General features: G+C 74.2%; 19 protein-coding genes. 11 read left to right on the top strand and 8 right to left on the bottom strand.

What is annotated here, in order from left to right; genetic code table 11:
* Positions 1-42 precede the first annotated feature (42 nt).
* Entirely contained in the window at positions 43-963 is a 921-nt protein-coding gene (locus tag O7619_RS14310; RefSeq protein WP_282288307.1) for a PAC2 family protein, read from the bottom strand.
* Between the two features lie 548 nt (positions 964-1,511).
* On the opposite strand from O7619_RS14310, the gene O7619_RS14315 reads away from it, so the two are divergent.
* From O7619_RS14315 to O7619_RS14325, 3 genes are all read left to right on the top strand, one after another.
* A complete protein-coding gene (locus O7619_RS14315; protein ID WP_282288831.1) occupies positions 1,512-2,231 on the top strand; it encodes a peptidase M23 in 720 nt (239 codons plus the stop codon).
* Positions 2,232-2,324: 93 nt separating this feature from the next.
* Positions 2,325-2,474, top strand: coding sequence for a hypothetical protein (locus O7619_RS14320; protein ID WP_282288309.1), 150 nt, complete (start codon positions 2,325-2,327; stop codon positions 2,472-2,474).
* A gap of 34 nt (positions 2,475-2,508) precedes the next feature.
* Complete coding sequence (locus O7619_RS14325; protein WP_282288311.1) at positions 2,509-3,249, top strand: EcsC family protein; 741 nt, start codon at positions 2,509-2,511, stop codon at positions 3,247-3,249.
* Positions 3,250-3,255: 6 nt separating this feature from the next.
* Here O7619_RS14325 and O7619_RS14330 read toward each other — a convergent pair whose 3' ends face one another.
* On the bottom strand, positions 3,256-4,101 hold the full coding sequence (locus tag O7619_RS14330; RefSeq protein ID WP_282288314.1) for a GDSL-type esterase/lipase family protein: 846 nt from the start codon (positions 4,099-4,101) through the stop codon (positions 3,256-3,258).
* Positions 4,102-4,286: 185 nt separating this feature from the next.
* Here O7619_RS14330 and O7619_RS14335 point away from each other — a divergent pair, with 185 nt between their 5' ends.
* The 5 genes from O7619_RS14335 (at position 4,287) to O7619_RS14355 (ending at position 8,906) form a co-directional block, all read left to right on the top strand.
* A complete protein-coding gene (locus tag O7619_RS14335; protein ID WP_282288316.1) occupies positions 4,287-4,550 on the top strand; it encodes a DUF6343 family protein in 264 nt (87 codons plus the stop codon).
* 12 nt (positions 4,551-4,562) lie between these two features.
* Positions 4,563-5,975, top strand: coding sequence for an NADP-dependent succinic semialdehyde dehydrogenase (locus O7619_RS14340; RefSeq protein WP_282288317.1), 1,413 nt, complete (start codon positions 4,563-4,565; stop codon positions 5,973-5,975).
* Between the two features lie 93 nt (positions 5,976-6,068).
* The gene (locus O7619_RS14345) at positions 6,069-7,034 is read left to right on the top strand and encodes a TIGR03885 family FMN-dependent LLM class oxidoreductase (protein ID WP_282288318.1); all 966 of its coding nucleotides are present in this window, start codon (positions 6,069-6,071) and stop codon (positions 7,032-7,034) included.
* 37 nt (positions 7,035-7,071) lie between these two features.
* A complete protein-coding gene (locus O7619_RS14350) occupies positions 7,072-8,652 on the top strand; it encodes a Na+/H+ antiporter (protein WP_282288319.1) in 1,581 nt (526 codons plus the stop codon).
* A complete protein-coding gene (locus O7619_RS14355; RefSeq protein WP_282288320.1) occupies positions 8,649-8,906 on the top strand; it encodes a UBP-type zinc finger domain-containing protein in 258 nt (85 codons plus the stop codon). The genes O7619_RS14350 and O7619_RS14355 overlap by 4 nt, the downstream gene beginning before the upstream one ends.
* Before the next feature lie 12 nt (positions 8,907-8,918).
* Here O7619_RS14355 and O7619_RS14360 read toward each other — a convergent pair whose 3' ends face one another.
* The 3 genes from O7619_RS14360 to O7619_RS14370 all read right to left on the bottom strand — a co-directional run bounded on the left by O7619_RS14360 (position 8,919) and on the right by O7619_RS14370 (position 10,712).
* A complete protein-coding gene (locus tag O7619_RS14360; RefSeq protein WP_282288322.1) occupies positions 8,919-9,452 on the bottom strand; it encodes a GNAT family N-acetyltransferase in 534 nt (177 codons plus the stop codon).
* Between the two features lie 108 nt (positions 9,453-9,560).
* The gene (locus tag O7619_RS14365; RefSeq protein ID WP_282288324.1) at positions 9,561-9,707 is read right to left on the bottom strand and encodes a hypothetical protein; all 147 of its coding nucleotides are present in this window, start codon (positions 9,705-9,707) and stop codon (positions 9,561-9,563) included.
* A gap of 402 nt (positions 9,708-10,109) precedes the next feature.
* A complete protein-coding gene (locus O7619_RS14370; protein ID WP_282288325.1) occupies positions 10,110-10,712 on the bottom strand; it encodes an HAD family phosphatase in 603 nt (200 codons plus the stop codon).
* A 61-nt stretch (positions 10,713-10,773) separates the two neighbouring features.
* Here O7619_RS14370 and O7619_RS14375 point away from each other — a divergent pair, with 61 nt between their 5' ends.
* Positions 10,774-11,286, top strand: a complete 513-nt coding sequence (locus tag O7619_RS14375; RefSeq protein WP_282288327.1) for a GNAT family N-acetyltransferase — start codon at positions 10,774-10,776, stop codon at positions 11,284-11,286.
* A 240-nt stretch (positions 11,287-11,526) separates the two neighbouring features.
* Positions 11,527-12,054 (top strand): DinB family protein, encoded by a 528-nt coding sequence (locus tag O7619_RS14380; RefSeq protein ID WP_282288329.1) that lies wholly within the window; start codon positions 11,527-11,529, stop codon positions 12,052-12,054.
* On the opposite strand, the gene O7619_RS14385 is transcribed toward O7619_RS14380, so the two are convergent.
* Together O7619_RS14385 and O7619_RS14390 are read right to left on the bottom strand one after the other, a co-directional pair.
* Positions 12,032-12,352, bottom strand: a complete 321-nt coding sequence (locus O7619_RS14385) for a multidrug efflux SMR transporter (RefSeq protein WP_282288331.1) — start codon at positions 12,350-12,352, stop codon at positions 12,032-12,034. The genes O7619_RS14380 and O7619_RS14385 overlap by 23 nt on opposite strands.
* A gap of 73 nt (positions 12,353-12,425) precedes the next feature.
* Complete coding sequence (locus tag O7619_RS14390) at positions 12,426-15,035, bottom strand: glycoside hydrolase family 9 protein (RefSeq protein ID WP_282288332.1); 2,610 nt, start codon at positions 15,033-15,035, stop codon at positions 12,426-12,428.
* Between the two features lie 212 nt (positions 15,036-15,247).
* Between O7619_RS14390 and O7619_RS14395 the strand changes: the two genes are divergently transcribed.
* Positions 15,248-15,973, top strand: coding sequence for a protein phosphatase 2C domain-containing protein (locus O7619_RS14395; RefSeq protein ID WP_281583842.1), 726 nt, complete (start codon positions 15,248-15,250; stop codon positions 15,971-15,973).
* Between the two features lie 10 nt (positions 15,974-15,983).
* Here O7619_RS14395 and hrpB read toward each other — a convergent pair whose 3' ends face one another.
* Complete coding sequence (gene hrpB, locus O7619_RS14400) at positions 15,984-18,566, bottom strand: ATP-dependent helicase HrpB (RefSeq protein WP_282288333.1); 2,583 nt, start codon at positions 18,564-18,566, stop codon at positions 15,984-15,986.
* Positions 18,567-18,607 lie beyond the last annotated feature (41 nt).

Genomic DNA, 18,607 nt, shown 5'->3' on the forward strand with positions numbered 1-18,607 from the left:
CCCCAGCCTGCCGCATCCCGGCCCGGCGCGCCCGGCCCGCCGTCAGCGTTCCGGGGTGTCGCCCGGGCGGGTCTGCTCGGCGAGGAAGCGTTCCAGCTCGGCGCCGAGCTCGTCGGCGGTGGGTAGCGGACCGGTCTCCGTGGCGAGCAGGCTCTTCTCACCGCGACCCCGGGCGAACGTGTCGTACTGCTCTTCGAGTGCCGCGACGAGTGTGGCCGCCTCCTCGGTCTGGGCCACCTGGCGGTCGATCTCCACCCGGATCGCCTCGGCCGCGCTGCGCAGGCCGTCGCTCGGCAGCAGCAGGCCGGTGCTCCGGGACACGGCGGCGAGCAGCGCCTCCGCGGCGGCCGGGTATTCGGTCTGCGCGACGTAGTGCGGCACGTGGGCGGCGAAGCCGAGCGCGTCGCGTCCCTGCTCGCCGAGCCGGTATTCGAGCAGGTGCCCCACGCTTGCCGGCACCTGCACCTTCTGGAGCCACGGCTCGTGGCCGGCGATCAGCTCCGGCCGGGTGGCGTGCGCGGTGACGCCGCTGGGTCGGGTGTGCGGCACCGCCATCGGGATCGAGTTGAGCCCGACGGTGAGCCGGACGTCGAGACGGGCCGACAGCCCGGCGACGGCGGCCACGAACCGCTCCCACTGCACGTCCGGCTCGGGGCCGGTGAGCAGGAGGAACGGCGTCTCGTCGTCGTCGTTCAGCAGGTGCAGTTCGAGGGTCGGGGCGTCGTAGTCGGCCCAGTGGTCCTCGACGAAGGTCATCACCGGCCGGCGGGAGCGGTAGTCGAAGATCTGGTCGATGTCGAAGCGGGCGATCGTCCGGGCGTCCAGCGCGGTGAGGAGTTGCTCCCGGGCCAGTCGGGTGGCGCTGCCGGCGTCGACGAAGCCGGTGAGCGCCTGGATCAGCACCGGCTGGCCGAGGTCGGGCAGCTCGTCGGTGAGTTCGTAGAGCTCGTGTGGGTCGAGCACCGGTGGGTCCTCCCTGTCGAACCGTACGGAAGCGCCGCGCGTGCGGGGCGTTCCCGATTCGGCAAACGTACCGGGGTACGTGGTCCATTCCGTTACGGACCCGTCCGGAGCCCGGATGGTGATCACGATTCGGCCACGCCCCCGGTCCGGCGGCCCATCCCGGATCGGCTGAAAGGACGAGTTTGTCGATCATCAGTGGGGAGGTGGGCGGCTGCGATGTTCCTGCCTCGACCGGCCGGCTTCGTGGCGGACCGGAGGTTCGACCGTTCGACGATGTTGACGCCGCACTGGGCGAGATTCCACACGGATGTCCGAATGATCTTGAAGATAGTGTGGCGGGGGTCACCTTATGGGTCTGGGTGATCCCGGTTTGCCCTGTCTAGCCTCGTCGGATGCGTGACGACGGCACCCCTGAACAGACGAACGGCCCCGGCCGCCCGGCTGACCGTTTGGACGATACCCCCTCGAACGACCGGACAACCGCTTCCTTGCCACCCGACGACGGGCCGCCGGACGACGGCACTCGGCGTACCCGCTTGCGGCGGGTGATGAACCACCGCGCCCGGCTGGTGGTCGCCACCGGCGCGGCCTGCTGCCTCGGCCTGGTCGGCGTCAGCCAGGTCGATTTCCGCGCGGCCGACCGGACGACGAAGCCGGCCCCCACGGCGGAGATCGCCGAGCGGGCCGCGCTCGGCGCCGCCTCGCGTGGCCTGGCCCGCTCGACCACCGCCGCCCCGAGCCCCACCGCAGCCACCCCCGACGCCAGTCCCTCGGCGACCGCCAAGCCGAAGCCGAAGGCCACGGTCACGCGCAAGCCGAAGCCGCGCCGGATCGTCCCGGTCGCCGGGCTGAACCGCACCCAGATGGACAACGCCACGAAGATCGTCCGCGCCGGCCGGGAGATGGGCGTGCCGCGCCGCGGTCTGGTCATCGCGGTGGCCACCGCGATGCAGGAGAGCACCCTGCTCAACTACGCCAGCGGCGTGCTGCCCGAATCCCAGAACTACCCGCACCAGGCCATCGGCTGGGACCACGACTCGGTCGGGCTGTTCCAGCAGCGGCCCAGCAGCGGCTGGGGCACCGTCGCCGAGCTGATGGATCCCGAGTACGCGACCAGGGCGTTCCTGTCCGCGTTGCAGGAGATCCCCGGCTGGCAGGACCTCCCGCTGTCCGTCGCCGCCCAGGCGGTGCAGATCTCCGCGTTCCCCGACGCGTACGCGCAGCACGAGTGGAACGCGGGCACGGTGGTGGCGGCGATCCTCGGCTGACCGGACTGGACGGTTGCCGGAGCGCCGGTGCGGGTACGAGAGGGCTTGCCGGTTCCCGGTACACATGAGGGGGACCGCGGACGGGAGGACACCATGTCGCTGATGCACCGGATCACCACCTTCCTGCGGTCCCCGCGCGGCCAGCAACTGGTCGACCGGGGGCGGCGCGAGATGGCCAAGCCGCAGAACCAGGAGCGGCTGCGGCAGCTCGCCACCCGCCTCTCCTCGACCCGGCGCCGCTGACCGACCACCCCCACGACGAGCCCCGGAGCGTCCCGTGACCGACCCCGCCCCCGGCGACGGGGAGCCGACCGCCGTCCCCGCCGTCCCGGTCCCACCGGTGGAAGCGCCCGACGCGCCCCCGGCCACCCTCTGGGACCGGATGCGCGAGGACCCGCAGTACGCGCCGGAGCACCTGGCCCTGGAAGCGGTGCGCCGGCTGGGGCCGGAGGCGGCGCAGTGGGCCGCCCGGGAACGGGCGCAGCGGCCGGACGCGCCACCCGAGCAGTTGGCCGACCTGGCGGTCCGCAAGTTCGTCAACCACGCCCGGCTCTCCGGCGCGGTCTCCGGGGCCGCCGGGCTGCCCGGCGCGGTGATCGACGTCGGCGTGCTCGCCTGGACCCAGGCCCGGCTGGTGCTGCACGTGGCCGCCGCCTACGGCGCCGACCCGACGAACTCCGACCGGGCCACCGACCTGCTGGTGCTCCAGCGGGTGCACAAGGCCGCCGAGACCGCCCGGCTGGCGCTGGGCGTGGCCGCCGGCCGGGAACGGGCCGGCGCGCTGTTCGGGTCCGCCGGCGACCGGGCGCTGGGCCGGGTGATGCTGCAACTCGGTGTCCGGCTGGCCCGGATGGCCGGGGTACGCGCCGCCAAGCGGATGTTCGCCAAGGTGATCCCCGGTGCCGCGATCATCCTCGGCACCTGGGCCAACTCCTCGGCCACCAAGGAACTCGCGGACCGGGCCCGCGCGCTCTACCGCGGCACCGGCCGGCAGATCCCCGGCCCGCGCCGGCCCTGAGCGGGTTCAGTCGCGGGCCCAGCCGGAGGCGTTCCAGGCCACCTCGGCCAACCGGCCCTGACCGGCCGCGTTCGGGTGGAACCAGTCGAGCGCGTTCACCTGGTCCAGGGTGAACCGGAGGCGGTGCACCGCGCCGCCGTCCCACCGGCAGCGCGACCCGTACGCCCGGCAGGCGGCGCGGAGCTGCTCGTCGTACGCCTCGATCCGGTCCCGGACCCGGGCCCGGCGGGCCGTCGCGGCGGGCGCGGTGGACGTGGCGTCGGCCAGCAGCGCCGGGCAGACGCCGCGCGACCAGGCCCGGACGGCCCGCTCCTCGGTGTGCCCGATCGCCCAGAGGCGGTACAGGTCGGGAATGCTCACCACAAGCACCCGGGCCTTCGGCCGACCCTTGCGCAGCACGGCCAGCGCCGTGTCGACCTGCTCCCGGAACGTGCCGGTCGGCGTCATCGCGTCGACGTCGCCGCGGCAGACGTCGTTCGCCCCGATCAGCACGGTGACCAGGTCGGCCTTGTCGCGTACGGCGGATCGGGCCTGGTCGGCGAGCCCGGCGGCGCGGGCGCCGGGCACCGCCCGGTTGTGCGCGCGCAGCTCCGGCACGTCCCCGCGCAGCCGCCGGAAGAGGCTCTCCACCCGGAGGCTGTCCCCGGTCGACCAGGAGTTGCGTTCGCAGCTCACCAGCACCAGGCAGGAGCCGAAGCCGGTGGTGACCGAGTCGCCGAGCGCGGTCAGCACCCGGGGGTCGCCGGGGCGGGTCGATCCGGACGGGCGCGGCGACGCCTCACCCGAGCCGTCGCAGGCCAGCGCGACGAGCGCCGCGAGGCAGGCGAGCGCGGCGATCCAACGTCGAGGCATCCGGTCCTCCGTCCGGCGGCACGCCAGCGGCGTGTCGACCCTATGCCCCTGGTCGGTCCGTACGGGCGGTCTGTCGCCTTTCTTGCATCGACCCCTGTCGTTCACATGAGCATGCTGCGACGGGTGTTCGGCTCCGGTCACGGTCCCGCCGGTTAGCCCCGGCCGTGCCCGGGTAGCCGGGAGGAATGACCCGATCACAGCCCCGCCGTGCCCGTGGCACGGTCGGCCACGCGAACAGCGCGCTGAACCTGCGCCTCGTCCTGGCACTGTTCGGTCTGGTCGTGATGACCGTCCTCGCGGTGTTCGCGTTCGTCGCCGGGCTGGCCTGGCTGGGGGTCGTCTGCGCGATCCTCGCCGTGGTGGCCGTGGTCGATATGGTCGTCATCCAGCGCCGCCGCGCCGCACGCCGCCGGGAGGAGCCGGGCGTGCGGCACTCGCTGTTCGAGTGACAGGAGTACGAGATGCCCATCGCCACCACCAATCCCGCCACCGGACAGGTGCTCAAGACGTACGACGCGATGTCGGAGGAGCAGATCGACGCCGCGATCGAACGGGCCGACCTCGCGTTCCGGCAGTTGCGCGGCACCGACGTCGCCCAGCGGGCCCGGTGGCTCACCGCCGCCGCCGACCTGCTCGACGCCGAGCGGGACGAGACCGCCCGGCTGATGACCACCGAGATGGGCAAGACCTACGCCGCGGCGAAGGCGGAGGTCACCAAGTGCGCCACCGCCTGCCGCTTCTACGCCGGGAACGCGCCGCGGATGCTCGCCGACGAGCCCGCCGACGCCGCCGCGGTCAAGGCGACGCGGGCGTACGTCCGCTACCAGCCGATCGGCCCGGTTCTCGCGGTGATGCCGTGGAACTTCCCGCTGTGGCAGGTGATGCGCTTCGCCGCGCCGGCCCTGATGGCCGGCAACACCGGCCTGCTCAAGCACGCCTCGAACGTGCCGCAGACCGCGCTCTACCTGGAGGACCTGTTCCGCCGCGCCGGCTTCCCCGAAGGCGCGTTCACCACGCTGCTTGTCGGCTCCGACGCGGTCGACCGGATCCTCAGCGACCCGCGGGTGCGAGCCGCCACCCTCACCGGCAGCGAACCGGCGGGCCGCTCCATCGCCCAGATCGCCGGCCGGGAGATCAAGAAGACAGTGCTGGAGCTGGGCGGCAGCGACCCGTTCGTGGTGATGCCCTCGGCCGACCTGGACAAGGCCGCCGAGGTCGCCACCACGGCCCGCTGCCAGAACAACGGCCAGTCCTGCATCGCGGCCAAGCGGTTCATCGTGCACACCGACGTCTTCGACGCGTTCGCCGAGAAGTTCGCCGCCCGGATGTCGGCGTTGCGCGTCGGCGACCCGATGGACGACGCCACCGACGTCGGCCCGCTGGCGAGCGAGCGCGGCCGGGACGAGGTGCACGACCAGGTGCGCGACGCCGTCGACCAGGGCGCCACCGTGCTCTGCGGCGGCGAGAAACCGTCCGGGGACGGCTGGTACTACCCGCCGACCGTGGTCACCGACCTGCGGCCGGAGATGCGGATGTGGGGCGAGGAGGTGTTCGGGCCGGTCGCCGGGCTCTACCGGGTCGACTCGTACGACGAGGCGATCGAGGTGGCCAACGGCACCGCGTTCGGCCTCGGCGCGAACGCCTGGACCACCGACCCGGCCGAGCAGGAGCGCTTCGCCACCGACCTGGACGCCGGCAACGTGTTCATCAACGGCATGACCACGTCCTATCCGGAGCTGCCGTTCGGTGGCGTGAAGAACTCCGGGTACGGCCGCGAGCTGTCCGCCGTCGGCATGCGCGAGTTCTGCAACACCAAGACGGTGTGGATCGGCGCGGGGGAGGCCGGGGCGGGCGCCGGCGCGCACGCCGAGTGAGGTGAGGTGTTAAGCGGGGGCCCCTCCTCTACCGCAGGCGTTAAGCGGGGGCCCCTGCTTACATCCCGGGCGGGGTGGGTAGGAGTGCCGGGCATGACGGCGTTCGGCTTCCACGCATCCCATGAGCAGATCCACCCGGCGAAGCTGCTGGAGGCGGTGATCCACGCCGAAACCGCCGGCTTCGACGCCGCCATGTGCTCCGACCACTTCTCCCCGTGGAGCGAGCGGCAGGGTCAGTCCGGCTTCGCCTGGTCCTGGCTCGGCGCCGCCCTCCAGGCCACCAACCTGTCGTTCGGCGTGGTCAACGCGCCCGGCCAGCGCTACCACCCGGCGATCATCGCGCAGGCCATCGGCACGCTCGGCGCGATGTACCCGGGACGGTTCTGGGCGGCGCTGGGCACCGGCGAGGCGAGCAACGAGCACATCACCGGCGACCGCTGGCCCGGCAAGGACGTCCGCAGCGCCCGGCTGCGCGAGTGCGTCGACGTGATCCGGGCGCTGCTGGCCGGCGAGGAGGTCAGCCACGACGGTCTGGTCACCGTGGACCGGGCGAAGCTGTGGACCCGCCCCGAGGAGCCGCCCGCGCTCGTCGGCGCCGCGGTGAGCGTCGCCACCGCCCGCTGGTGCGCCGAGTGGGCCGACGGACTGATCACGGTCAACGCGCCGGTCGACCACCTCCGGCAGATGATCGACGCCTACCGGGACGCCGGCGGGCGCGGGCCGCTGCACCTCCAGGTGCACGTGAGCTGGGCGCCCGAGCAGGCCGAGGCCGAGGCGATCGCGTACGAGCAGTGGCGCAGCAACGTCTTCGCCCCGCCGGTCTGCTGGGACCTGGAGACCGTCGCCCACTTCGACGAGGCCAGCAGGGACCTGCCGGTGTCGAGGGTCACCGACACCGTCAACGTCTCCGCCGACCTGGGCCAGCACGTCGGCTGGCTGGAGGAGTACGTCGACCTGGGCTTCGACCAGATCGCCCTGCACCACGTCGGGCAGGAGCAGGGGGCGTTCCTGGACGCGTTCGGCGCCGAGGTGCTGCCGAAGGTGCGGCCGACCGCGTGAACGCGCGCCACGGTGGCGACGCCTAGGCTCGTACCCCATGGACGCTCTGTTCGAGGTCGTGGTGTTCCTGGCGATCGCCACCTTCGGCGCGGCCCTGGCCCGCCGGCTCGGCCTGCTCGCGCCGATCCTGCTCGTGGTGCTCGGCCTCGTGCTGTCCTACCTGCCGTTCTTCCCGCACGTTCGGCTGGAACCGGACCTGGTGCTCGTCGGCATCCTGCCGCCGCTGCTCTACGTGGCGGCGGTGAACACCTCGGTGCCGGCGTTCCGGCTCAACCTGCGGCCGATCCTCCTGCTCGCCGTCGGGTTGGTGATCTTCACCGCGTTCGTGGTGGGTGCCGTCGTGCACCTGTTCCTGCCCGACCTGCCGTACGCGATCTGCCTGGCGCTCGGCGCGGTGGTCGCGCCGCCGGACGCGGTCGCCGCCACCGCGGTGGCCCGTCGGGTCGGCCTGCCCCGGCGGATCGTCACCATCCTGGAGGGCGAGAGCCTGGTCAACGACGCCACCGCGCTGGTGCTGCTGCGGGTGGCGATCGTCGCCGCCACCGCCAGCGCGGGCGGGGTCAGCTTCGGCTACGTGGCCCGGGAGGTCCTCGTCGCCACCGGCGGTGGCATCATCGTCGGTCTGCTCGGCGTGGTGGTCTTCGGCCACCTGCACAAGCGCGTCACCGACCCGGTGCTGGACAACGCGCTGTCGCTGATCGTGCCGTTCGCGGTGGTGTTCGCCGCCGAGGAGATCCATGCCTCCGGGGTGGTCGCGGTGGTGGTGACCGGGCTCGGCATCGGGCACAAGCTGCCGATGCTCATGTCGGCCGCGTCCCGCCTCCAGGTGACCGCGTTCTGGCGGCTGATCCAGTTCCTGCTGGAGGGGCTGGTGTTCCTGCTCGTCGGCCTGCAACTGCCCGAGGTGCTACGCAACCTCGACGAGCCGTTCGGCTCGCTCGTCGGGATCACCGTCGGAGTGCTGGCCGCCGTCTTCCTGGCCCGGTTCGTCTGGTTGTTCCCGGCCACCTACCTGGCCCGGCTGGTGCCCCGGGTGCGACAGCGCGACCCGTCCCCGCCGGTGCGGATCCCGATCGTCATCGGCTGGGCCGGCATGCGCGGCGTGGTGACGCTCGCCGCCGCGCTGGGCCTGCCGCTCACCCTCGCCGACGACCGGTCGTACCCCCGGGGGCTGCTGATCTGGCTGGCCTTCGCGGTGATCGTGGCCACCCTGGTCGGGCAGGGCGCCACGCTGCCCTGGGTGGCCCGGAAGCTGCGGCTGCCCCCGGACGACCCGGTGCAGGACGCGCTCTCCGCCGCCGGGGTGCAGCAGCGGGCCAGCCGGGCCGCTTTGGAACGGCTCGACGCGATGGCCGACGACGCCCCGCCGGCGGTGGTGGAACGCCTCCGCGGGCTGACCACGTCCCGGTCCAACCTGGCCTGGGAACGTCTCGGCGGCACCGCACGGGAAACCCCCTCCCAGGCGTACGCGCGACTGCGGCAGGAGATGATCGACGCCGAGCGGGAGGTGTTCCGGTCCGCCCGTGACTCCGGCCAGATCCCGGAGGAGGTGCTCACCCGCGCCTATCGTGATCTGGACCTGGAGGAGTCCCTGCTACGACAGGAGGTTGTCGAATGAGCTGCCAGCACCTGGCCGAGGCGGGCGACGCCGAGCCCGCCACCACCACCGAGTGCCCCGACTGCGTGGCGGTCGGCAACCGGGACTGGGTGCACCTGCGTTCCTGCCTGAGCTGCGGGCACGTGGGATGCTGCGACTCGTCGGTCTACCAGCACGCCACGAAGCACTTCGAGTCGAGCGGGCACCCGGTGATGCGCTCCGTCGAGCCGGGCGAGTCGTGGCGCTGGTGCTATGTGGACGAGGAGATCGGCTGACGTCGGCGGCGCTCAGTCGAGCCGGCGGGCCAACACCTGCCCCGGCCACGGCGCCCGGCCCGGCCGCTCGACCGTGAACGGGTCGGTGGCGGTGAAGCCGCACCCCTCGTAGAAGCGCACCAACGCCCGGTCCGGGCTGCGGTAGCAGTCCACCCGCAGCAGGCCCGACCCTCGCTCACGGGCCAGGTCCGCCGCGTGCGCCAGCAACCGTGCCCCGATCCCGAGGCCCGCGTACGCCCGGTCGGTGACCAGCAGGTTGACGTACAGCTCCGGCTCGGTGGCCGGCGGCACGTACTCCGTCGCCGCGCCGACCACGAGCGCGCCGACCTCGGTGCCGTCGATCTCGGCGAACCACAGGCCGTCGCCGCCGGCGTAGGCGTCGGCCTGGGCGATGCGGCGCGGGTCGGTCGAGGCCGCGTCCACGCCCCACTGGTCGGTCCGGCCGCGTTCGGCCAGCCACGCGATGGCGCTGTCGAACAGCCGCAGCACGGCGGGCGCATCCTCCGCCCCGCCCGGCCGGATGGTGATGCTCCGCTGGTCGGTCATGCCGCCATGCTGCTACACGGCCGCCGGCGGGGGTCGGCCCGTTCCGCCGGGCACGGTTCCGTCGGCGGGGGTCGGCCCGTTCCGCCGGGCACGGTTCCGTCGGCGGGGTCAGCCCGTGACGCCCGCCGGCCGCTCGTCGACCGTCGGCGACGGCCGGCTCGCCACCGCGCGCCGGACCAGTGTCGGGGCGGCCAGCCCGACGGCGGCGAACAGAGCACCGAGCACCAGCCAGCCCACCCCGCCCCCGCCCAGCACCAGCAGCGTGAGCAGGCCCCGGCCGAGCGCCTGGGCCAGCCCGGCCAGCAGCCCGTCCGCCCCCTGGTAGGCGCCGATCGCGCCCGGCGGTGCGAGGTCGTAGGCGAGGCCCGCGCCGGCCGCACCGTGCCACAGGTCGCCCGCACCGGAGCCGGATCGACGGTGACGTCTTCGTTGACAGCCATGTCACCGACGCCAGGCGCCACCCGGTCTCGCCAACACCCCACCAGAGGCGACCCCGGTCACACCGCCCTCCGCCTCCTCGAAACAGCCCGCCCTTGGACGGGTGATCATGAAGTTGTTGTCACCCCGCCCGGCGTGTCGTGGCAACAACTTCATGGTCACCGTCGGCGGCCTGGTTCCTGCCGGAGGTCGGCCGCCTGCCGGCGTCCCGCGGCGCGGTTACCGACTGGCCGCCCGCTCCCGGGGGTGCGGCACCCGGACCGACGCCATGCCCGCCGCCGTCGCCGCCTCCACACCGAGGTCGGTGTCCTCGAACACGAGGCAGCCGGCCGGGTCGACGCCGAGCCGGCGCGCGGCCAGCAGGTAGCCCTCCGGGTCGGGCTTGGGCCGCGCACAGTCCTCGGCGCAGACAAGCGTCTCGAAGCGGTCCAGCAGGCCCAGCGCGGTGAGCGACGCGGTCACCGACTCCCGGGTGCTGCCGGAGACGACCGCGAACGGCACCCGCCCGTGCGCGTCCTCGATGTGCGCCAGCACCTCCGGCACGGCGGTCACCCCGGGCAGCAGCCGCTGGAACAGCTCCTCCCGGCGGCGCGTCACCGTATCGACCGGCATGGCCAGCCCGTGCCGCTCGTTGAGGTCGACCACGATGTCGACGACCGGCCGGCCGCCCCAGGCGTAGAACAGGTCCTCCGGCAGCTCGCAGTCCCACTCGGCGAGCGCCGCGTTCCACGCCCGGTGGTGCACCGGCATCGAGTCGACGATCGTGCCGTCGCAGTCGAACAGGTACGCGCGGAAGTCGCCGGCCGGCAGGGGAAGGGTCACCGGTGCAGGGTACGCCGAAATCCGCTCGCCCCGTCCCGTCGGCTCTGCCAGGGTCGGCGCTGTGGAGCGCAGCAGGACGGCCCGGGCCGACGAGCTGACCGAGGTGCAACGGATCGAGGTGGCCTCCGGTGCCCCGTTCCGGGAGATCGGCATGCGCCTGGTGGCCGACATGCCGCCGCCACCCCTCGACACGCTCGCCGCCGCGCAGCGCGCCGGCCGGCTGCGGGTCGCCGTCGACGCGGCCGACCGCCCGGTCGCGTTCGCGCTCGTCGACCTCGTCGACGGCGCCGCGCACGTGCGGCAGCTCAGCGTCGACCCGGCGTACGCCCGGCGCGGCATCGGGCGGGGCCTGCTCGACGACGTGGCGGGGTGGGCGGCGGCGCAGGGACTGCCGGCGTTGACGCTGACCACGTTCCGGTCGGTGCCGTGGAACGCGCCCTACTACGCGCGTTGCGGCTTCCGCGAGTTGACCGGGGCGGAGCTGACGCCGGGCCTGGTCAGGTTGCTCGTGGCCGAGGCGGCGCTCGGACTCGACCCGGCCGACCGGGTCGCGATGCGCCGATCGGTTCAGTGAACCGTCCCCCCGGCGAGACGGCGAGACGGCGAGACGGCGAGACGGCGAGACGGCCGGGCGGCGGCGCTCAGTCGGTCGGCCCCCCACACCCGACGTTCCGCGTCCCCGTCCACGGCCTCACGTTCCCGCACCGGCCCGTGAACGTCCACCGGGTTACGGACGGGGCTCCGGGTGGCGCGGCCTCCGCGCCGGGCCGGGTAATCGATCGCCGGAGTTCCGCTGCCGTGCCACGATCGGCCGGTGACCATCACCGCCCCCGCCCTGCTGCGCTGGCAGTTCGACCTGACCTGGTCGTTGTTCGCGTATCACCTCGACCGGCTGGAACCGGCCGACTTCCTCAGGGAGCCGGTCGCGCTCTGCTGGACGGTGCGACGCGACCCGGACGGCGCCTGGCGGCCCGACTGGGCCGACACCGAGCCGGATCCGGTCCCGGTGCCCACGATCGCGTGGCTCACCTGGCATATCGGCTGGTGGTGGTCGGTCGCCGGTGACCATCTCGTCGGGCGGCCCGCACGACGGCGTGCGGACGTGGTGTGGCCGGGGCCGGGGGAGGAAACCATCACCTGGCTGCGTGGCCTGCGGACGACATGGATCGACGAACTCGACCGCCTGACCGCCGACGACCTGGCGCGGCCCGCCGCCTTCCCGTGGCCGGCAGACGCCGGGCTCACGGTCGCGCACATGGTCGGCTGGGTCAACGCCGAACTGATGAAGAACGCGGCCGAGATCGGTCAGCTTCGGCTGCTCAGTGCGCTCCGCCGAGGTTGAGCACCACCACGCCGGCGATCACCAGACCGGCCCCGACCACCTTCGCCACGCTCAGCGGTTCGCCCAGGAACGCCGCCCCGACCGCCATGATGGCGGCGGTGCCCAGCCCGGACCAGATCGCGTACGCGACCCCGACCGGGACGTCGCGCACCACGAGGGCGAGCAGAGCGAACGCGGCCAGGTAGCACGCCACCAGGCCGACCGTCGGCCAGAGCCGGGTGAAGCCGTCGCTCGTCTTGAGCAGGCTGGTGCCGATCACCTCGGCCGTGATCGCGAGCGCCAGCAACAGATACGCCATGCCGGGACCGTACCCCGGGGTCTTGCCGATCGGCGGTGGTGGCGCAGGACGGGCGCCACCACCGCACGACGGGTCAGGAGATGGTGCAGGCCTTTCCGTTCAGGGTGACCAGGGTGGGGTCGGGGTTCGGGCCGCCGGCGCTGGTGCCGTTCAGGCCGAACGTGGTGGACGTGCCGGGGGACAGTTTCCCGTTCCACGGTAGGTTCTTCGCCGTCACCGTGGCTCCGGTCTGGTCGACCTGCGCCGACCAGGCGTGGCTGACCTTCTGGCCGCCGAGGAAGGCCCACCGCAGGCTCCACCCGTCGATCGCCTTCGTGCCGGTGTTGCGCAGCGTCACCTGGGTGGTGAAGCCGGCCGGCCAGCTCCCGTGGGTGCTGTAGGTGACCGCGCAGGTGGGCGCCGGCACGGCCTTCGCGTCACCCTGGTCGGCCAGGAACGAGGCGAGCCAGGCCAGCGCCGAGTTCCAGTTGATCGCCACCTCGTTCGTCGCGTACGAGTTGATGTTGTCGACGTAGCAGAACATCGGCGCGCAACCGGCGAGCAGGTTCGCCGCGTACGGGTCCTGGAGGGCGGCGTTCGGGCCACCGGCGAGCGAGCCGTCCGGCGGGTTCGGCAGGTCCGGGTTCAACTGGTTGCCGAAGATGCGGCTGTGCTGGTTGTGGGCGTTCTGCTCGCCCCAACCGGTCACGTACGACATGTTCAGGGCGTTGCGGCCGAACAGGTAGTCGGCGGCCTGCAACGCCCCGTCCCGGTACTTCGCGTTCCGGCTCAGGTCGAACGCGGTGGCCAGCACGATCGTGTTGTTCACCATGTTGCTGTTGCTGCCCCAGACGTACGCGTCGGCGGTGCCGGGCAGCGGCAGCCCGTACGCCTGGTCGCGGATCGTGGCCAGGTACTGGTCGGCGGCGGCGGTGACCGAGGCGCGGATCCGGGTCTTCTCCGCGGCGGGCAGCGTGTTCGGCACGGTGGCCAGGTCGAGCCGGCCCAGCGCGGCCACGCTCTGCCAGCCGAACGCGCCGTTGGGCGTGAACACGTCGGCGGTGTGCAGCGGCGAGCCGGTGACGTCGGCCAGGTACGCCTTGTCGCCGGTGGTCAGCCACAGCTCGGCGGCGGCCCAGTAGAACTCGTCGGTGACGTTGGTGTCGTCGTACGCGCCGCCGCCGGTGCCGTCGGTGGCCGAGGCGTAGATCGCCGGGTGCGCCTTCGCCGCCGCGTACGCGGTCTTCGCGGCCTCGCCGCAGCGGGCCGCGAAGGCGGCGTCGTACGGGGCGAAGAGCCGGGCGCACTGGGCGGCGACGGCGGCCAGGTTGAGCGTGGCGGCGGTGGACGGCGGGTGCAGCTCGCGCACCTCCGCGTCGTCCTGCGGGGCGAGCGGCAGGCCGGTCCAGTTCTTGTCGTGGATCTTGTGGTGGACCATCCCGGCCAGCGGCTTGCCGGCCGGCACCTGCATGCGCATCAGGAAGTCCAGCTCCCAGCGGGCCTCGTCGAGGACGTCCGGCACGTCGTTGCCGCGCTCGGGCACCCGCAGCGTGCTGTCGCCGAGCGCCGCGCCGCCGTCGGCGGTCTCCGCGGTCTTGGTCCGCTCGAACGAGTTCAGGAGCTGGTAGGTGGCGATGCCGCCGTTGACCACGTACTTGCCGTGGTCGCCGGCGTCGTACCAGCCGCCGCGCACGTCCAGCGTGTAGTCGCAGACGCCGGGCTGGCAGGGCACGTCGGTGTCACCCTTGTTGGGGGCGACGTCGAGGTGCCCGGCGGGGCGGGCGTACTCGTCGCCGATCAGGTCGCCGTCGATCGCGATGCCGCTGCGCTGGGCGTAGAAGAACTGCATCGAGTCGGCGCGCAGCCGGTCGTAGAGCGTGCCGGAGATGTCGAACGGGTGGCTGGTCTCGCCGTCCACGGTCAGCGTGTAGCCGGTGCCCGGCTTGCGGTACGCGGAGAAGTCGACGGTCTGCACGTTCTGCGCGGACGCCGCGTCCTCCCCGCGCGGGGTGGTCTTGCCGCTGGCGACCACGGCCCCGGCAGCCGACGTGAGCTGCCAGGGCAGCGGGTCGGTGGCGTCGGTGACCACGGTGGCGTGCTTCGGCCCGCCGGGCAGGTAGCCGACCTGGTTGACCCGGACCCGGGGCCCGGTGTCCGGCTCGTACGGCGGGGCCGCCTCGCCGCCGCGCAGCGACACGTTGTCGAGGCAGAACGTCTGCGCCTCGGCGCTGCCGCCGATCTGGAAGATCAGTTGGGCGCCGGCGTTGTCGGCGGGCGCGGTGAAGGTGGTGGTGACGTGCGTGGCGGTGGGGGTGGCGGTGGCGTCCACGCTGGCGTACGTGGTGTAGGGGGCGCTGCCGAGCTGGAGCACCGCCTTGAGGGCCGCGCCGGGGGTGGCGGAGACGTCGAAGGACAGTTCGTATTCGGCGCCCTGGATCAGCGGCACCGCGTCCTGGCCGATGCCGGCGTCCCAGGGGTTCGCCGTGCCGGCGGCGACGGTGGTGCAGAGCTGGCCGTCGGTCACCGCCAACTCGCCGGTGCTGTAGGAGAACCAGGGGGAGACACCGGCGCTGAAGTCGCCGTTTCGCAGTTGTTCGGGGGCGTCCGGTGGCACCTCGGCCAGGGCCGGGCCGGCGGTGAGGCCGGTGAGCGCCAAGGTGGTGGTCGCGGCGAGCGCGACCAGCCGACGACGGGATCGGGTCACGGAGGTTCCTTCCGTGCTCGGGGGTGGTGGGGAGCACGAGAGCTGGGAGCGCTCCCAATATCAGGCCGATGTTTCCATCGGGTTCCGTCCCTGTCAATCGATCCGTCCCGATGGCGGGCCTGCGCCCGTGCGCGGGAGGATTCCACGCGCCACGTACGATGATGGTGATCTCCTAGAGACAACCGAGCCCTCGACCTGGCAGGCTGCGACCCATGACCCTGAAGCTGCGTTCCGCCGGAGCGAGCGACCGTGGGCTCATCCGCAGCGGCAACCAGGACGCCCAGCACGCGGGTCCCTGGCTGGTCGCGGTCGCCGACGGCATGGGCGGCATGGCGGCCGGCGACCTGGCCAGCCGCATCGCGATCGACGCGATCGCCCCCCTGGACGCGGAGACGCCGGAGGACGCGCTCGTCGCCGCGCTCCAGGGCGCCATCGAACGGGCCACCGTGGGGATCCGCCAGGCCGTCGAGGAGGACCCGGAACGCCAGGGCATGGGCACCACGCTCACCGCGCTGCTGTTCGCCCGCACCGGGAGCTGCCTGGCGCTGGCGCACGTGGGCGACTCCCGCGCCTACCTGTTCCGCGAGGGCGTGCTCAAGCAGGTCACCCGCGACGACACCTTCGTGCAGATGCTCGTCGACCAGGGCCTGATCACCCCCGACCAGGCGAGCAGCCACCCCCGCCGCGCCGTCGTCACCCAGGCGTTGCAGGGCGACCAGGTCTCCCCGGCGTACGCGACCATGGTGCCCCGCGCCGGCGACCGCTGGCTGCTGTGCAGCGACGGCCTCTCCAACGTGGTCCGCGCCGACACCCTCGCCGAGGTGCTGAGCGAGGGCCTGGAGCGGGAGGCCTGCGCCGCCCGACTCATCGACCTCGCGTTGCGGGCCGGCGGCCCGGACAACGTCACCGTGGTGATCGCGGACGTCGTCGAGGAGTGAGCCGCGCGGCTCAGCGCCGGCGCGGGCTGGCCCGCCGGGTCGGCTCGGCGGTGGTCGGATCCTCCGGCCAGGGGTGACGCGGATAGCGCCCCCGCAGCTCCGCCCGCACCCGCGGATAGCCGCCGCGCCAGAACGACGCCAGGTCCGCCGTGACGGCCACCGGCCGCCCGGCGGGGGAGAGCAGGTGCAGCAGCACCGGCACCCGCCCGTCGGCGACGCTCGGCACGTCCCGCCAGCCGAACGTCTCCTGAAGTTTCACCGCCAGCACCGGGGCCGCCGGGTCGGCGTAGTCCACCCGTACCCGCGAACCACTCGGCACCGCCAGCCGCTCCGGCGCCAACTCGTCGAGCCGCGCCGCCTGCCGCCAGTCGAGCAACCGGCGCAACGCCGAGGCCACGTCCACCCGGGCCAGGTCGCCACGGCGGCGCGCCCGGCCCAGCTCCGGCCCGAGCCAGGCGGGCGCGGCGGCGAGCAGCGCGGCGTCCGACACGTCCGGCCAGTCGTCGCCGAGCGCCTGCCGGCAGAACGCCAGCCGGCGTCGCAGCGCCGTCGCCTCCGGCGTCCAGCGGAGCAGCCCCGGCCCCTCCTGCCGCAGCCCGTCCCACACCGCCGCGGCGACCAGCTCCGGATCGGGCGCGGCGAGCGGCCGGTCGACAAGCTCGATGGCGCCGAGGCGGACCACCTCCCGGGCCACCACGTCCCCGCCGGACCAGGCGACCTCCCGCCCGGTGCGCAGCAGCGCCGCGCCGGCCTCCCGCGCGGTCGCCTCGTCGACCGGCGCGGCCAGCCGCACCCGGGCGGCCGGCGCGCCGGGGGAGCGGTCCGCCACCGCGACGGCCAGCCACGTCGACCCGGCCAGCCCCGACCCGGCCGTCAGCTCCGCCTCGGTGCCGCCCGCCATCAGGTACGCGGACCCGCCGGACCGCCGCACCCGGGCCAGCCGTTCCGGGTACGCCAGCCCGGCCAGCAGCCCCGCGGCCAGATCGTCGGACAGCCGTTCCGACCGGCCACCCGCAGCTTCGACAGGTGACGTCGGCCGGCCGCCGGTCCCGGTGACGGGCCGCTCCGGTCGGCCGTCGGCGGGCAGCGCGGCGCGCAGGCGGCGTACCTCGGTCCGCCAGCGGGCGGTGGCGGCCGGGTCGGCGGCGGCGCGTAGTCGACGCCACCGGGCCGGCAGGTCGTCCCCGGCGCCGCCCAGCGTCTCCTCGGCCAGCACCGCCACCACCTCGGCGGCCCGGTCGGCGCCCACCCGCGGTGCGCCGTCGAGCAACGCCCGGGCCAGCCGGGGATGGGCGCCGACCGACGCGATGGCCCGTCCCCGGGTGGTGATCCGGCCGTCCGCGTCGACCGCGCCGAGCGTGGCGAGGGTCTCCCGGGCGACGGTGAGCGCGGCCGGCGGCGGTGGGTCGGGCAGCGCCAGGCCGGTGCCGTCCGGCGCGCCCCAGGCGGCCAGCTCCAACGCGAAGCCGGTCAGGTCGGCGGTGGTGACCTCCGGTTCCGGCTGCGGGGCGAGCCGGGCGTGCGTCGCCTCCGACCAGCAGCGGTAGACCGTGCCCGGCGCCTCCCGCCCGGCCCGCCCGGCCCGCTGCGTGGCCGCCGCCCGGGACACCGGCACGGTGACCAGCGCGCCCAGCCCCCGGGCCAGGTCGGTGCGCGGCACCCGACTCAGCCCGGCGTCCACCACCACCCGCACCCCGGGCACGGTCAGGCTGCTCTCCGCCACCGCCGTGGCCAGCACGACCCGCCGTCCGGCACCGCCCGTGGCGGCCGGGCTCAGCACCGCGTCCTGGGCGGCACCGGGCAACCGGCCGTGCAGCGGCAGCACGGCGACCGTGCCGCGCAGGTCGGCCAGCCGTACGGCGACGGCACCGATCTCGCCCGCCCCGGGCAGGAAGACCAGCACGTCACCGGCGCGTTCGCGCAGCGCCCGGCGGACCGTGGCGGCCACGTGGTCCAGCAGCGCCGGGTCCACCCGGCCGGCGCCCGGCGGCACGACCGGGCGCGGCGGCGGCGCCCACACCCGCTCGACCGGATGCAGGGCGGCCTCGGCCCGTACGACGGGAGCGGGGGTGTCCCCGCCGAGCAACGCGGCGAACCGGTCGGCCTGCGGGGTCGCCGACATCGCGAGCAGCCACAGGTCCGGGCGCAGGGTGGCCCGGGCCTCCACGCTGAACGCCAACGCCAGGTCGGCGTCGAGCTGCCGTTCGTGGCACTCGTCGAGCAGGACCGCGTCGACCCCGGGCAGCTCCGGGTCGTGGTGCAGCCGGCGAACAAGCAGGCCGGTGGTGACCACCTCCACCCGGGTACGCGGTCCGCCGCGCCGCTCGCCGCGTACCGCGTACCCGATCCGGTCGCCGACCCGCTCGCCGAGCAGAGCGGCCATCCGGTGCGCGGCGGCCCGGGCGGCGACCCGCCGAGGCTGGGCGATCACCACGCGCCCGGCGACCGCGTCGGCGACCGCGAGCGGCGCGGTGGTGGTCTTGCCGGTGCCCGGCGGCGCCACCAGCACTCCGGTGCCCCGCTCCCGCAGCGCCGCGACGAGTTGCGGCAGCACCGGCCGGACCGGCAGGTCGAGGGAGACGTCGGCGAGCACGCCCCCACTCTCCCACCCACCCCCCGACGCAAGGAGGGGCC

Source organism: Micromonospora sp. WMMD998, from assembly GCF_029581235.1.
Taxonomy (GTDB): domain Bacteria; phylum Actinomycetota; class Actinomycetes; order Mycobacteriales; family Micromonosporaceae; genus Micromonospora.

Excerpts from the sequence above, each read along its gene's own strand:
- O7619_RS14360 (WP_282288322.1), bottom strand. The coding sequence starts at position 9,452 with ATGACCGACCAGCGGAGCATCACCATCCGGCCGGGCGGGGCGGAGGAT.
- O7619_RS14385 (WP_282288331.1), bottom strand. The coding sequence starts at position 12,352 with ATGGCGTATCTGTTGCTGGCGCTCGCGATCACGGCCGAGGTGATCGGC.
- O7619_RS14345 (WP_282288318.1), top strand. The coding sequence starts at position 6,069 with ATGACGGCGTTCGGCTTCCACGCATCCCATGAGCAGATCCACCCGGCG.
- O7619_RS14355 (WP_282288320.1), top strand. The coding sequence starts at position 8,649 with ATGAGCTGCCAGCACCTGGCCGAGGCGGGCGACGCCGAGCCCGCCACC.
- O7619_RS14335 (WP_282288316.1), top strand. The coding sequence starts at position 4,287 with ATGACCCGATCACAGCCCCGCCGTGCCCGTGGCACGGTCGGCCACGCG.
- O7619_RS14315 (WP_282288831.1), top strand. The coding sequence starts at position 1,512 with ATGAACCACCGCGCCCGGCTGGTGGTCGCCACCGGCGCGGCCTGCTGC.
- O7619_RS14340 (WP_282288317.1), top strand. The coding sequence starts at position 4,563 with ATGCCCATCGCCACCACCAATCCCGCCACCGGACAGGTGCTCAAGACG.
- O7619_RS14395 (WP_281583842.1), top strand. The coding sequence starts at position 15,248 with ATGACCCTGAAGCTGCGTTCCGCCGGAGCGAGCGACCGTGGGCTCATC.
- O7619_RS14330 (WP_282288314.1), bottom strand. The coding sequence starts at position 4,101 with ATGCCTCGACGTTGGATCGCCGCGCTCGCCTGCCTCGCGGCGCTCGTC.
- O7619_RS14350 (WP_282288319.1), top strand. The coding sequence starts at position 7,072 with ATGGACGCTCTGTTCGAGGTCGTGGTGTTCCTGGCGATCGCCACCTTC.
- O7619_RS14320 (WP_282288309.1), top strand. The coding sequence starts at position 2,325 with ATGTCGCTGATGCACCGGATCACCACCTTCCTGCGGTCCCCGCGCGGC.